Source organism: Crossiella sp. NPDC003009, assembly GCF_053591555.1.
The window spans coordinates 106661-122576 of the sequence record NZ_JBSFUA010000010.1; the positions used below are offsets into that span (position 1 = coordinate 106661).

Below are 15916 nucleotides of genomic sequence, written 5' to 3' on the forward strand. Positions count from 1 at the left end.
AGGTCAGGAGTCGGAGCCCTGGAGGGCCAGGCGCACCAGGTCGTCGGCGTCCATCTCGTCGAGGTCCTCGCCGTCGTCCACAGTGGACTCAACTGGTTCGCCACCGTCGGCCAGGCGCAGCAGCGTGTCGAGCAGCCCGGCCTCCCGGAGGCGGGTCAGCGGCAGGGTGGCCAGTGCGGCCCGGATCCGCTGTTCGGACTCGTCAACGCCGTCGACAGCCGGGAACAGCCGGCCGCGCAGGAACTCGGCCAGCGCGCTCGGCGTGGGGTGGTCGAAGGCCATCGTGGCCGGCAGCTTCAGGCCGGTGGCCGCGGTGATCCGGTTGCGCAGCTCGACCGCGGTGAGCGAGTCGAAGCCCAGCTCGCGGAAGGCCCGCCCGGCGTCCACCGCGTCGGTGGAGTCGTGGCCGAGCACCCCGGCGACCTGGGTCCGCACCAGGTCGACCAGCGCGCGCCGCTGCTCCAGCGGGGAGGCCGCGGCAAGTCGTTGGGCCAGCCCGGAATCGGCTTCCGGCTCTGGCTCGGCGAGCAGCTCGCGGACCTCGGGCAGCTCGCTCAGCAGCGGGCTGGGCCGGACCGAGGTGAAGGCCGGGGTGAACTTGGTCCAGTCCATGTCCGCGATGGCGATCGCGGTCTCGTCCTCGTCCATGGCCCGCTGCAGCGCGGCGATGGCCAGGTCGGGGCGCATCTCCAGGATGCCGCGGCGGCGCAGCTGCTCCCCCGCGTCACCTTCGGCCATGCCGCCCTCGGCCCAGGCGCCCCAGGCGACCGCGAGTGCGGGCTGCCCGGTGGCGCGGCGGTGCTGGGCGAGCGCGTCCAGGTAGGCGTTGCCGGCGGCGTAGCCGGTGTGGCCCGCGCTGCCCCACACGCCGGAGTTGGAGGAGAACAGCACGAAGGCGTCCAGGTCACCGGCGAACTCGGCCAGGTGCGCCGCGCCCGCGATCTTGACGGCGGTGACCTCGGCCAGCTCCTGCTGGGTCACCTCGGTGAGCGCGGTGGCCTGCGGCACCCCGGCCACGTGCATGATCGCGGTGACCGGGTGCCGGGCCAGCAGGTCGCGCACGGCCTCCCGGTCGCTGATGTCGCAGGCCTCGACGGTGGCCTTGGCGCCCAGTTCGCCGAGCTCGGCGGCCAGCTCGCTCGCGCCGGGCGCGGCCAGGCCGCGGCGGCTGGTGAGCACCAGGTGGTCGGCTCCGTTGCGGGCCAGCCAGCGGGCCACCTGCGCGCCGATCGCGCCGGTGCCGCCGGTGACCAGCACGGTGCCGGTGGGCCGCCAGTCCCGCTTGGTGGCTCCGCGTGGGGCGTGCACCAGGCGGCGGGCGAGGACTCCGTTGGCCCGCACCGCGAGCTGGTCCTCCTCCCCTGCGTTCGCCAGCAGCGAGACCAGGCGGTTGAGGTCGGTCTCACCGGGGTTGCCGGGCAGGTCAACCAGGCCGCCCCAGCGGCGGGCGTGTTCGAGCGCGGCGACCCGGCCGAAGCCCCAGACCTGGGCGGCCACCGGCGCGCGCACCGGGTCGGCCGGTCCGGTGCCGACCGCGCCACTGGTGACGGTCCACAGTGGAGCGTCGATGCCGGCGTCGCCGAGGGCCTGGGTGAGGGTGACGGTCAGGCGCAGCCCCCTGGACACCTCGGGGTGGGCCGAGGTGTCCAGGCCCAGCAGGGACAGCACTCCGCTGGGCGCCACGGGAAGCGTGGCGAGCTGCTGGGCGAGCCCGGCGCGGTCAACGCGGTCGAGCACCAGCTCGGCGACGTCGGCGCCGCGGGCGCGCAGTGCGGCCAAAACCGCGGTGGTCAGGGGGTGGTTGGCCGCGGGAACGACGAGCAGCCAGGTGCCGGAGAGTTCGGCGGCGGCGGGTTCGGTGAGCTGACGCCAGGTGACCCGGTACCGCCAGCCGTCCACAGTGGACTGCTCACGGCGGCCCTTGCGCCAGGCGGACAGCGCGGGCAGCACGCCACTGAGCGGTTCGACGCCGGTGCCCAGGGTGCTGGCCAGCCGGTCCAGGTCCTCGTTCTCCACGGCGGACCAGAACTCGGCGTCGGCCGGGTCGGCGGCGGTGGCGACCTGCTCGGGTTCGAGCCAGTACCAGCGGCCCTGGAAGGCGTAGGTGGGCAGGTCGATCCGCCGCGCGCCGGGGAAGGCCGGACGCAGGTCGACGGGCAGGCCGCGGGTCTCGGCCTCGCCGAGGGAGAGCAGGAAGCGGTCCAGGCCGCCGTCCTCGCGGCGCAGCGAGCCGACCGCGACCGCCCCCACCTCGTCCAGGGTCTCCTGGACGCCGAAGGTGAGCACCGGGTGCGGGCTGGCCTCGACGAAGAAGCGGAAGCCGTCCTCGGCCAGCAGCCGGGTGGTCTCGGCGAAGCGGACGGTCTGGCGCAGGTTGGTGTACCAGTACTCGGCGTCCAGCCGCGCGGTGTCGATCAGCCCGGCGGTGACGGTGGAGTAGAACGGGATCGCCGATGTCTTCGGCTCCAGTCCACTGAGGACGGTCAGCAGTTCGGTGCGGATGCTCTCCACGTGCGCGGAGTGCGAGGCGTAGTCCACCGGGATCTTGCGCACCCGGATCTCCGCGGCCTCGCACTCGGCGAACAGTTCGTCCAGCGCGTCCGGGTCACCGGCGACGACCACCGAGGCGGGGCCGTTGTGCGCGGCGACCGAGATCCGGCCCTCCCAGCGGGCCAGCCGCGCGGCGGCCTCCTCACCGGACAGCGAGACCGACATCATGCCGCCCTTGCCCGCGAGAGCCCGGATCGCCTTGCTGCGCAGGGCAACCACCTTGGCCGCATCCCGCAGCGACAGCGCGCCCGACACCGCGGCGGCGGCGATCTCACCCTGTGAGTGGCCGACCACTCCGGCAGGCTCAACGCCATAGGAACGCCACAGCGCCGCCAGCGACACCATCACCGCCCACAGCGCGGGCTGCACCACGTCGACCCGGTCGAAGTCACCGCTGCGCAGGACATCGAGGAGAGCCCAGCCGGTGAACTCGGCGAGCGCCTCGGCACATTCGGTGATGCGCGCGGCGAAAACCGGCGAGGTCTCCAGCAGCTCCACGGCCATGCCGCGCCACTGCGAGCCCTGGCCGGGGAAGACGAAGACCACTCGGCCGTCCACCCCGGAGACACCCTGCACCAGCGCGGGGTCCGGCCGGTTCGCGGCGAGTGCGCCCAGACCGGCGCGCAGCGCGTCCCGGTCGATGGCGGCCAGCAGCGCGCGGTGCTCGAACCGGGTGCGGGTGGTGGCCAGCGAGAAGCCGAGGTCGGTCAGCGGAAGCTCGGGGTTGTTGTCCACAAAGGACAGCAGTCGTTCGGCCTGGCCGCGCAGGGCTTCGGCACCCCGGGCGGAGAGCAGGATCGGCGGCACCGCGACCGGAACCCGCTCGGGCTCAACGATGTCGGCGGCGGGGGCCTGTTCCAGGATGGTGTGCGCGTTGGTGCCGCTCATGCCGAAGCTGGAGATCCCGGCCCGGCGCGGCTGCCCGGTCTCCGGCCACGCCAGCTGTTCGGTGAGCAGCGACACCGCGCCCGCCGACCAGTCCACGTGCGGCGAGGGCTCGTCCACGTGCAGGGTCTTGGGCAGCACCCCGTGCCGCATCGCCATGACCATCTTGATCACACCGGCGACCCCGGCCGCGGCCTGGGTGTGCCCGATGTTGGACTTCACCGAACCCAGCCACAGCGGGCGGTCCCGGTCCTGACCGTAGGTGGCGAGCAGGGCCTGGGCCTCGATCGGGTCGCCGAGCGAGGTGCCGGTGCCGTGCGCCTCCACCACGTCCACCTGGGCCGGGGTGAGGCGGGCGTCGCCGAGCGCGTCGGCGATGACCCGGCGCTGGGACGGGCCGTTCGGCGCGGTCAGCCCGTTCGACGCGCCGTCCTGGTTGATCGCGGTGCCGCGGATCACCGCGAGGATCTGGTGGCCGTTGCGCTGGGCGTCGGAGAGCTTCTCCAGCACCAGCATGCCCACGCCCTCGGCGAAGCCGAACCCGTCGGCCGCGGCGGAGAAGGGCTTGCAGCGGCCGTCGGCGGCCAGGCCGCCCTGGCGGGAGAACTCGACGAGTGAGTTGAGGCTGGACATCACGGTGACGCCGCCGGTGAGCGCGAGCCCGCACTCGTTGTTGCGCAGCGCCTTCACCGCCAGGTGCAGGGCCACCAGCGAGGAGGAGCAGGCCGTGTCGATGGTGACCGAAGGCCCTTCCAAGCCGAGGGTGTAGGACACCCGGCCGGAGATGAAGCTGGTGGCCGCACCGGAGAGCAGGTGGCCCTCCAGGTGCTGCGGGGACTGGTCCAGTCCCGGGGTGTAGCCGGAGAACCACGCTCCGCTGAATACCCCGGTCCGGCTGCCGCGCAAGGAGACCGGGTCGATCCCGGCCCGCTCGAAGGCTTCCCAGGAGGCTTCCAGGATCAGCCGCTGCTGCGGGTCCATGGCCAGCGCCTCGCGCGGCGAGATGCCGAAGAACCCGGCGTCGAACTTGCCCGCGTCGTAGACGAACCCGGCCTCGCGGGCGTAGTAGGTGCCGGGGTTGTCGGGGTCCGGGTGGTACCGGCCCCCGACATCCCAGCCGCGGTCGGCTGGAAAGCCGCCGACCGCGTCACCGCCGCCGGAAACGAGGTTCCACAGGGATTCCGGACTGTCGACCCCGCCAGGCAGGCGGCAGCTCATGCCGATGATGGCCACGGGCTCGTGCCCGGCCTCCTCGACCTCACGCAGCCGCTTGGTGGTCCGGTGCAGGTCGGTGGTGACCCGCTTGAGGTACTCGCGGAGCTTCTCTTCGTTCGACATCAAGCATCCCCAGTTCGTCAGACCCTCCGCGAGTCTCCGTCCTAAACGGACTGCCCGAACTCCTTGTCAATGAAGTCGAACAGGTCGTCATCGGACGCGGACTCGATAACGTCCACATCGTCGTCACCCGGCTCGGCCGCCGCGCTCCACATGGCCGCCAACGCCGTCAGCCGTTGGGCGATCGCGGAGATCTCCGCGGGCGCCACCCCGGCCAGCCCCGCCTCCAGCCGGTCGAGCTCGGCCAGCAGCGGTGCCGCGGCCGGCTCGTCGGGCAGGAGTTCGGCTCGCAGCAACTCCGCGAGCGCGAGCGGGGTCGGGTAGTCGAAGACCAGCGTGGCCGGCAGGCGCAGCCCTGTGGCCGCGTTCAACCGGTTCCGCAGCTCGACCGCGGTGAGCGAGTCGAACCCGAGCTCCTTGAACGCTCGGTCCGCGCTCACCGCGTCCGGTCCGGCGTGTCCGAGTACGGTGGCGACGTTGCCCCGCACCAGGTCCAGCAGCGCCCGGTCCCGCTCCGCCGCGGGGAGTCCGGTCAGCCGCTGCACCAGGGCAGACACTCCGGCGCCTGCCGATCCGGCCTCCGCGGTCCGGCGCGCCGGGTTCCGCACCAGCCCCGTGAGCGGGGAAGGCACGGATCCCGCCTGTCGCAGGACCGCGGTGTCCAGGCCCATCGGCACCAGCACCGCCTCGTCAAAGCTAAGTCCGGCGTCGAGCAGCGCCAACCCCTGTTCTGAAGACAGGGGGGTCATGCCCGAACGGGCCATCCGCCCCAGTTCGGCCTCGTCCAGGTGGCCGGTCATGCCGCTGGCCTGCGCCCACAAACCCCAGGCCAGTGCCTGTCCGGGTACCCCTTGCGCGCGCCGGTGCGCGGCCAAGCCGTCCAGGAAGGCGTTGGCCGCGGCGTAGTTCGCCTGGCCAGCGCCGCCGAAGGTGGCCGAGGCGGAGGAGAACAGCACGAAGGCGTCCAGCTCGCCGGTGAGCTCGTGCAGGTTGACCGCGGCGTCCACCTTGGGCCGCAGCACCTTCGCCAGACGCTGCGGGGTGAGCGCGGAGAGCACGCCGTCGTCAAGCACCCCTGCGGCGTGGATCACACCGGTGAGCGGGTGCTCGGCCGGGATGCTGGAGAGCAAGGCGCTCAACGCGTTCCGGTCCGCGGCATCACAGTTTTCGATGCGAACGACGGCACCCAGTTCCGACAGTTCCGCGGCCAGTTCGGTGGCACCGGGCGTGTTCAGGCCGCGACGGCTGGTGAGCAGCAGGTGCCGCACCCCGTGCCGGGTGACCAGGTGCCGGGCCAGCAGCGCGCCCAGGGTGCCGGTACCGCCGGTGATCAGCACGGTGCCGTCGGTGCGCAGGCCGCGCGGGATGGTGAGCACCAGCTTGCCGACGTGCTTGGCCTGGCTGAGGAAGCGGTAGGCATCCTTGGCCCGGCGCAGGTCCCAGGTGCGCACCGGCAGCGGCCGCAGCACCCCCTGCTCGAACAGGGGCAGCAGCGCGGCGAAGATCTCCGCGATCCGGTCCTCGCCGGCGTCGGTGAGGTCGAAGGCGCGGTAGGCCACGCCGGGGTGCTCGGCGGCGACCTGGTCGGCGTCCCGGATGTCGGTCTTGCCCATCTCCACGAACCGGCCGCCGCCGGGCAGCAGCCGCAGCGAGGCGTCCACGAACTCGCGGGCCAGCGAGTCCAGCACCACGTCGACACCCCTACCGCCGGTGACCGCGCCGAACTCCCGCTCGAAGTCCAGGGTGCGGGAGCTGGCGATGTGGTCCTCGGCCAGGCCGAGGGCGCGCAGGGTGTCCCACTTGCCGGTGCTGGCGGTGCCGAACACCTCGGCGCCCCAGTGCTTGGCCAGCTGCACCGCGGCCATGCCGACGCCTCCGGCGGCGGCGTGCACCAGTACCTTCTCCCCCGCGCCCAGCCCGGCCAGGTCGTGCAGGGCGTAGTAGGCGGTGAGGAAGACCACCGGCACCGAGGCTGCGGTCTCGAAGCTCCAGTCCGCCGGGATCCGGGTGACCAGGCGCTGATCGGCGACCACGTAGGGGCCAAAAGCCCCGGCCAGCAGGCCCATCACCCGGTCGCCGGGCCGGAAGCCGGTGACGCCCGGTCCGACCTCGGTGATCACACCGGCGCCCTCGGTGCCCATCAGCGCCTTGTCCGGGTACATGCCAAGCCCGATCAGCACATCGCGGAAGTTCAGGCCCGCGGCGCGGATCGCGATCCGGACCTGGCCCTCGGCGAGGGGTTCGAGGACCTCGGGGCAGGGCAGCAGGGCCAGGTTCTCCAGCGTGCCCTCACCGGCCACGTCCAGCCGCCAGGCGTCCACATCGGACGGTGCCACCAGTGCCTCGGTGCTGGCTGCCCGCGCGAGCCGGAAGGCGTGGATCTGCCCGGCGCGCAGGGCGAGCTGGGGTTCGCCGGAGTGCAGGGCGGCGGGCAGGGCGGCGTAGGAGTCGTCGGCCTCGTCCAGGTCGAGCAGCTGGAACCGGTCCGGGTTCTCCGACTGGGCCGAACGGAGCAGTCCCCACACCGCGGCGCCCGCGAGGTCGGTGACGTCCTCGCCGTGCCGGGTGGACACCGCACCCCTGGTCACCACGACCAGCCGGGCCTCGTGCTCCTGGGCCAGCCAGCCTTGCACGAGTTCCAGCGCGCGGAGGGTGGCCGCGTGGGTGGTCTCGGTGCGCGGCCCGCTGAGTGCGGGGAAGGCGACCAGGGTCAGCTCGGGCGGGTTCGCCGCCAGTTCGGCCAGGTCGGTGTGGTTGGTGACCGCGCTGCCGCTGCTGGCCAGCGCGGCGCCCACCTTGAGGTCGTCCCGGCCCAGCACCGCGACCGGCATCGGCGCCGACGGCGTGGGGAGTCCACTGAGGACAGTCCAGTCGAGGCGGAACAGCTTGTCCAGGTTGCTGTCCCTGGCCGCCAGCGCGTCGGCGCTGACCTGCCGGAGCTGCAAGGACTCCACGGCCGCGACCGGAGCGCCGGTTGGGTCGGCGACGGTGATCGCGATCGCGTCCTCCCCGGCCGCGCGCAGCCGGACCCGGAGTGCGGTGGCGCCCTCGGCGTGCAGGGTGAAACCGTTCCAGGCGAAGGGCAGGCGCGGGGTCTCCGGGTCGGCGAAGAAGTCGCCGAGGCCGATGGCCTGCACGGCCGCGTCCAGCAGCGCCGGGTGCAGGCCGTAGCGGCCCGCGTCCTCGGCCTGCGGCAGCTCGACCTCGGCGTAGACCTCCTCGGCAGTGCGCCAGGCCGCGCGCAGGCCCTGGAAGGCGGGGCCGTACTCGTAGCCGCGGTCGGCGAACCGGCCGTAGATGTCCTCCACCGGAACCGGGGTGGCGCCGGCGGGCGGCCAGGCGGTGAGCTCCTCGGTCGCACCGGCCGTGCTGGAGAGCAGGCCGCTGGCGTGCCGGGTCCACGGCTGATCCGGGTCGGCGGACTCCGGGCGGGAGTGCAGGGTCAGGGTCCGCGCGCCGTTGGCATCGGGTGCGCTGAGCACCAGCTGCACGGCCACGCCACCGCTGGCGGGCAGCAGCAGCGGGGCTTCCAGGGTCAGCTCGTCCAGGCGGTGGCAGCCGACCGCGTCCCCGGCGTGGCAGGCGAGCTCGACGAACGCGGTGCCGGGCAACAGGACCGTGCCGGAGACGGCGTGGTCGGCCAGCCAGGGGTGGGTTTGCAACGAGAGCCTGCCGGTGAACAGGTAGCCGTCGCTGTCGGCGAGCGCCACGGCCGCGCCGAGCAGCGGGTGCTCGGCGGTGTGCAGGCCGATGGCGCTGGCGTCGCCGGCCCGGCCGGAACCGGGGCGCGGCCAGTACCGCTGCCGCTGGAAGGCATAGGTGGGCAGGGTGAGCAGGCGGCCGCCGCCGACCCTCGGCGTGAGGTCGACCCGGTGGCCGCGGACCTGGAGCTCGGCCAGGGACAGCAGGAACCGGTCCTGGCCACCGTCCTCGCGGCGCAGCGAACCGGTGGCCACGCCCCGGTCGCCGAGGATCTCGTTGAGCCCGAAGGTCAGCACCGGGTGCGGGCTGGCCTCGACGAAGGCGGTGAAGCCCTGGTCGGCGAGGCCGCGCACGACCTCCTCGAACCGGACGGTCTGGCGCAGGTTGGTGTACCAGTACTCGGCGTCCAGCTCGGTGGTGTCGATCAGCTCGCCGGTCACCGTGGAGTGGAAGGGGATCGCCGAGGTCTGCGGCGACAGTCCGCTGAGGACGGTCAGCAGCTCTGCGCGGATCTGCTCGACGTGCGCGGAGTGCGAGGCGTAGTCCACCGGGATCTTGCGGGCCCGGATGTCAGCGGCCTCGCACTCGGCGAACAGCTCGTCCAGAGCCTCGGGGTCACCGGCGACCACGATCGCGGTGGGGCCGTTGATGGCGGCCACCGAGATGCGGCCGTCCCAGCGGGCCAGCCGGTCCTCGACCTCGGCCAGCGGGAGCGGCACGGACATCATGCCGCCCTTGCCGGCCAGCGCCCGGATCGCCTTGCTGCGCAGGGCAACGACCTTGGCCGCATCCCGCAACGACAGCGCGCCAGAGACGGCAGCCGCGGCGATCTCCCCCTGTGAGTGGCCGACCACTCCGGCAGGCTCAACGCCATAGGAACGCCACAGCGCCGCCAGCGACACCATCACCGCCCACAGCGCGGGCTGCACCACGTCGACCCGGTCGAAGCCGGGACCGTTGCCGCGCAACACCTCGAAGAGGTCCCAGTCGGTGAACTCGGCCAGCGCACCGGCGCAGTCGGCCAGCCGCTCGGCGAACACCGGCTCGGCCTCGGCCAGCGCCAGGGCCATGCCCAGCCACTGCGAGCCCTGGCCGGGGAAGACGAACGCGACCTTGCCCGGCGCGCCCGCCAGGCCCTGGACCAGGGCGCCGGAGGGCTCGTCCTGGGCCAGGGCGGCGAGCCCGGCGCGGAAGTCGGCGCGCTCGGTGGCCACCAGCACGGCGCGGTGCTCGAAGCGCCCGCGCTGTTCGGCCAGTGACCGGGCCACGTCGACCGGGGCCGAGTCGGGGTGGTTGTCCAGGAAGTCGAGCAGGCGCTCGGCCTGCCCGCGCAGGGCTTCCGGCGTGCGGGCGGCCAGCAGCCACGGCTGCGGTCCGTCCACTGTGGACGGGGTGACCGGCTCGTCGGCGGGGGCTTCCTCCAGGATGGCGTGCGCGTTGGTGCCGCTCATGCCGAAGCTGGAGATCCCGGCCCGGCGCGGTTCGCCGGTGCTCGGCCATTCCTGGGCCTCGGTGAGCAGCGAGACCGCGCCCGCCGACCAGTCGATCTGCGGCGAGGGCGCGTCCACGTGCAGCGTCTTGGGCAGCAGGCCGTGCCGCATGGCCAGCACCATCTTCATCACGCCCGCGATACCGGCGGCCGCCTGGGTGTGCCCGATGTTGGACTTCAGGGAGCCCAGCCACAGCGGGGTTTCCCGGTCCTGGCCGTAGGTGGCCAGCAGGGCCTGGGCCTCGATCGGGTCGCCGAGGGTGGTGCCGGTGCCGTGCGCCTCCACCGCCTCGACCTGGTGGGCGGACAGCCCGGCGCTGGCGAGCGCCTGCCGGATGACCCGCTGCTGCGCTGGGCCGTTCGGCGCAGTGAGGCCGTTGGAGGCGCCGTCCTGGTTCACCGCGCTGCCGCGAACCAGGGCCAGCACCGGGTGTCCGTTGCGGCGGGCGTCGGAGAGTCGTTCGAGCACCAGCATGCCCGCGCCCTCGGCGAGGGCAAAGCCGTCCGCCGCGGCGGCGAAGGCCTTGGACCGGCCGTCCCGTGCCAGTCCACGCTGCCTGCTGAACTCGAAGAACATGTCCGGGGTCGACATGATCGTGACTCCGCCCGCCAGCGCGAGGGAGCACTCGCCGTTGCGCAGCGCCTGCGCGCCCAGGTGCAGGGCGACCAGGGAGGCCGAGCAGGCGGTGTCCACGGTGAGCGCGGGGCCTTCGAGGCCGAGGGTGTAGGAGATGCGGCCGGAGAGGATGCTGGCCCCGTTGCCGATGGCCAGGTAGCCGTCGAAGTTGTCCGGGCCGTCCAGCAGCAGCGGCGCGTAGTGCTGGCCGTTGGTGCCGGCGAACACGCCGACCGCCTTGCCGCGCAAGGAGTCCGGGTCGATGCCCGCGCGCTCGAAGGCTTCCCAGGAGGTTTCCAGCAGCAACCGGTGCTGCGGGTCCATCGCGGTGGCCTCGCGCGGGGAGATGCCGAAGAAGGCCGGGTCGAACTCGTCGGCCTGGTGCAGGAAGCCGCCCTCGCGGGTGTAGGAGCGGCCGCTGCTCTCCGGGTTCGGGTCGTAGAGCGCGTCCAGGTCCCAGCCGCGGTTGACCGGGAAGTCGGAGATCGCGTCCACGCCCTCGGCGACCAGGCGCCACAGGGCTTCCGGGGAGTCCACGCCGCCGGGGAAGCGGCAGGCCATGCCGACGATGGCGATCGGGTCGTCGTCCAGCACCGCGACCGTGGAGGCCTCGGCCGCCGCGCTGACGCCGAGGATCTCGCCGCGCAGGAAGTCGGCGAGCACGGTGGCGGTCGGGTAGTCGAAGACCAGCGTGGCCGGGAGTTTCAGGCCGGTCGCGGTGTTGAGCCGGTTGCGCAGGTCGACCGCGGTCAGCGAGTCGAAGCCCAGCTCGCGGAAGGCGCGGTTGACGTCGACCGACTCCGGCGAGGGGTGTTCCAGCACCGCGGCCAGCTGGGCGCGCACCAGGTCCAGCACCACCTGGGCCTGGTCGGTCTCGGACAGGCCGGAAAGCCGTTGGGCCAGCGGGGATCCGGTCTGCTCCGGCTCGACCTCCAGCTCGGCGACCTGGGGCAGGGCGGAGAGCAGCGGGCTGGGCCGGGCGGCGGTGAAGCCGGGGTGGAAGCGGGACCAGTCGATGTCCGCGATGGTCACCGCGGCCTCGTTGTGGTCGAGCACCTGGCGCAGCGCGGTCAGCGCGGCGGCCGGGGCCAGCGCGCGGACACCGCGTCGGCGCAGCTGCTCGCCCATGGCCTCGACGGTGGCGCCGCCGTCCCACGGGCTCCAGGCGATCACGTTGGCGGGCAGGCCGTTGCCGCGGCGGTACTCGGCGAGCGCGTCCAGGTAAGCGGACCCGGCGGCGTAGGCGGCCTGGTTGCCACCGCCCCAGACCGCGGCGACCGAGGAGAAGAAGACCACGTGCTCCGGTTCGATCGGCAGCGCCTCAACCGCGAGCACGTCGGCGGTCTTGACCGCCACCACGGCGGCGAACTCAGCGAGGTCAACACCGTCCACTTCGGACGGATCGACCACCGGCGGCGCGTGCAGCACGGTGCTGACCCCGGCGGCCTGGGCCAGGTTGGTGTGCGCGGTGACGCCCAGCTCGGCCAGTTCCTCGACGAGTTCCGGTGCGGCGCCGGGGAGCACGAGGGTGCTGACGCCCTGGGTGGCCAGCCAGCGGGCGGCTTCCGCGCCGAGCGGTCCGGCCGCGCCGGTGACCAGCGCGGTGTCGCCGGGCTGCCAGGTGCGGGCGGCCTTGCCGGTGAGCGGGGCAGGGGTGAGGCGGCGGCCGAACAGCCCGGCCGGGCGGACCGCGACCTGGTCTTCGGTCCCGGACAGTGCCGCCACGAGCTGGACTCCGGTCCGCTCGTCCAGCACCTCGGGCAGGTCGACCAGACCACCCCAGCGGCCGGGGTGCTCCAGTGCCACCACGCGGCCGAAGCCCCAGACCTGGGCCTGCTCCGGGCTGGTCAGCACGTCCGAGCCGCCGATGCCGACCGCGCCCCTGGTCAGGCACCACAGCGGAGCCGGGGCCCCGGTGTCGCCGAGGGCCTGGGTGAGCAGCAGGGTCTGGGCCAGTCCGGCGGCCAGTTCGGGGTGATCGGGGTGCGGGGTCTCGTCCAGGGCCAGCACCGAGATCAGTCCGGCGGCCTCGGCGATGCCCGCCGCGCGCAGGGTTTCCGCGATCTCCGCGCGGTCGCCGTGGACGGCGATCTCGGTGACCTGTGCGCCGTGTGCAGTGAGCGTGTCGGCGAGTCCGGCGGGCGCGGGTCCCGCGATCAGCCAGTTTCCGTTGAGGGTAGGGGCGTTAGGGGTGTTGAGCGGGGTCCAGGTGACCCGGTAGCGCCAGCCGTCCACGGCGGCCAGCTCCTTGCGCTGGCGGCGCCAGGTGGACATGGCGGGCAGGACCTCGTGCAGCGGGGTGTCGCCGTCCACGGCCAGCGTGGCGGTCACCTCGTCCAGGTCGGCGCGGTCCACCGCGTCCCAGAACCCGGCGTCGGCGGGATCAGTGGCTGCTGCCGGGGCCAGCGGTTCGAGCCAGAACCGCCTGCGCTGGAAGGGATAGGTGGGCAGTTCGCGGCGGCGGGCGCCCGAGCCGGCGAAGACGACCTGCCAGTCCAGCCCCAGGCCGCCCACGTAGGCCTCGGCCAGCGAGGTGAGGCAGCGGGTGAGGCCACCTTCCTCGCGGCGCAGCGAGCCGACCACCACGGCCTCGCCGCCCGCGGCGTCCACGGTGTGCTGCACGCCGACGGTGAGCACCGGGTGCGGGCTCATCTCGATGAAGAACCGGTAACCCTGTTCGACCAGGCCGCGCACGGTGTCCTCGAACCGCACGGTCTGGCGCAGGTTGGTGTACCAGTACTCGGCGTCCACGATGGCGGTGTCGATCAGCTGGCCGGTGACCGTGGAGTGGAACGGGATCTCCGCCGAGCGCGGCTGGATCGGGGCCAGCACGCGCAGGATCTCCTCGCGGATCTCCTCGACGTAGGCGGAGTGCGAGGCGTAGTCCACCGGGATCTTGCGGGCCCGGATGTCAGCGGCCTCACACTCGGCGAACAGCTCATCGAGGGCCTCGGGCTCACCGGCGACCACCACGGTGGCGGGGCCGTTGACCGCGGCGACCGAGATCCGGCCGTCCCAGCGGGCGATGCGAGTCTCGACCTCGGTGCGGGGCAACGGCACCGACATCATGCCGCCCTTGCCGGCCAGCGCGCGGATCGCCTTGCTGCGCAACGCCACCACGCAGGCCGCGTCACGCAGGGACAGCGCGCCGGAGACCGCGGCGGCCGCGATCTCGCCCTGGGAGTGGCCGACCACCGCGGAGGGGTTGACGCCGAAGGAGGCCCAGACCGCGGACAGCGAGACCATCATGGCCCACAGCGCGGGCTGCACCACGTCCACCCGGTCGAAGCCGGTACCGTTGCCGCGTAAGACTTCGAGGAGGTCCCAGTCGGTGAACTCGGCCAGCGCTTCGGCGCACTCGGTCATCCGGGCGGCGAACACCGGCGAGGAGTCCAGCAGTTCCAGGGCCATCCCGGCCCACTGCGAACCCTGACCGGGAAAGACGAAAGCGACCTTGTCGCTGGCGCGGGCGGTGCCGCGCACCAGGGTTCCAGCGGTGCCGTCGGCGGCAAGGGCGTCCAGCGCGGAGCTGAAGCCGTCCCGGTCGGCGGCGATGACCACGGCGCGGTGCTCGAAGGCGCTGCGACCGGTGGCCAGCGAGTAGGCGGTGTCCAGCACGGACAGCTCAGGCTCACTGTCCACAGTGGACTTCAGTCGGACGGCGGTCTCGCGCAGCGCCTCGGGGGTGCGGGCGGAGAGCAGCCAGGGCAGCACCTGAGGTTCGCTCTGCGCAACAGGTTCCGGCTCGGGGGCGGCCTCGATCACGGCGTGCGCGTTGGTGCCGGAGACGCCGAAGCTGGACACCGCGGACCGGCGCGGACGCCCGGTCTCCGGCCAGGGCTGGGCCTCGGTGAGCAGGGACACCGCGCCGGCGGACCAGTCGATCTGCGGCGAGGGCTCGTCCACGTGCAGGGTCTTGGGCAGCACGCCGTGCCGCATGGCCATGACCATCTTGATGATGCCGCCCGCGCCCGCGGCGGCCTGGGTGTGCCCAATGTTGGACTTCAGCGAGCCGAGCCACAGTGGCTGCTCGTCGGTGTGCTCGCGCCCGTAGGTGGCCAGGAGTGCCTGTGCCTCAATGGGATCGCCGAGCTTGGTGCCGGTGCCGTGCGCCTCCACCGCGTCCACCTCGGCGGCGGTGAGCCCGGCGTCGGCGAGGGCCTGGCGGATCACCCGCTGCTGGGAGGGACCGTTGGGGGCGGTCAGTCCGCTGCTGGCGCCGTCCTGGTTGACCGCGGTGCCGCGCACCACGGCGAGGATCGGGTGGCCGTTGCGCTGCGCGTCGGAGAGCTTCTCCAGCAGGATCATGCCCGCGCCCTCGGCCCAGGAGGTGCCGTCGGCGGCCGCGGCGAAGGACTTGCAGCGGCCGTCCGGGGCGAGGCCGCGCTGGCGGGAGAACTCGACGAAGGCCGCGGGGGTGGCCATCACCGCGACGCCACCGGCCAGCGCGAGAGAGGTCTCGCCCTTGCGCAGCGAGCGGACCGCGAGGTGCAACGCGACCAGCGAGGAGGAACACGCGGTGTCGATGGTGACCGAAGGCCCTTCCAGGCCAAGGGTGTAGGACACCCGGCCGGAGACCACGCTGCCGGAGCTGCCGGTGGCCAGGTAGCCCTCCACGCCCGGCGGCACCTCGTGCATGCGCGGCGCGTAGTCGTGGTACATCAGGCCCGCGTACACGCCGGTCTTGCTGCCGCGCAAGGAGCTCGGGTCGATCCCGGCCCGCTCGAAGGCCTCCCAGGAGGTCTCCAGCAGCAGCCGCTGCTGGGGGTCCATGGCCAGGGCCTCGCGCGGGGAGATACCGAAGAAGTCCGGGTCGAACTCGTCGGCGTCGTGCAAGAAGCCGCTTTCGCGCACGTAGGCGGTGCCGGAGCGGTCCGGATCGGGGTCGTACAGGGAGTCCAGGTCCCAGCCTCGGTTGACGGGGAACGGCGTGATGCCGTCCCCGCCCGCCGCGACCAGGTCCCACAGCTGTTCAGGGCTGCTGACCCCGCCGGGGAACCGGCAGGCCATGCCGATGATCGCGATCGGCTCCTGGTCCTGGGACTCCAGCTCGGCCACCCGTCGCCGCGCGTCGCGCAGGTCGACGGTGGCCCGCCGGAGGTAGTCCAGGAGCTTCTGCTCGTTTTCGTTCGACACTGCCCTCAGCCCCCAAAGCCGATACGGGTTGTTGTTGCGCTACAGCAGACCGAGCTCGCGGTCCAGCACGTCGAACAGCTCGTCCGCGGTCGCGGTCTCCAGCGCCTCGTCCGCGCGCTGTTCGTCACCGGGTGTCTCGTTCCATTTCGCCAGCACCGCCTGCAACCGGGCGGTGACCGTGGTGCGGGTGGCCTCGTCGGCAG

At 73.2% G+C, this 15916-nt stretch carries 1 protein-coding gene and 1 pseudogene; both read right to left on the minus strand.

The features are described 5' to 3' along the window. Nucleotides 1-3: 3 nt before the first annotated feature. Nucleotides 4-4776: a type I polyketide synthase gene (locus ACWDY5_RS13885; protein WP_449722575.1), complete on the minus strand. Its 4773-nt coding sequence runs from the start codon at nucleotides 4774-4776 to the stop codon at nucleotides 4-6. 38 nt (nucleotides 4777-4814) lie between these two features. Further along, a pseudogene (locus ACWDY5_RS13890) lies at nucleotides 4815-15701 on the minus strand (type I polyketide synthase); the annotation flags it as partial. Nucleotides 15702-15916: the final 215 nt, after the last annotated feature.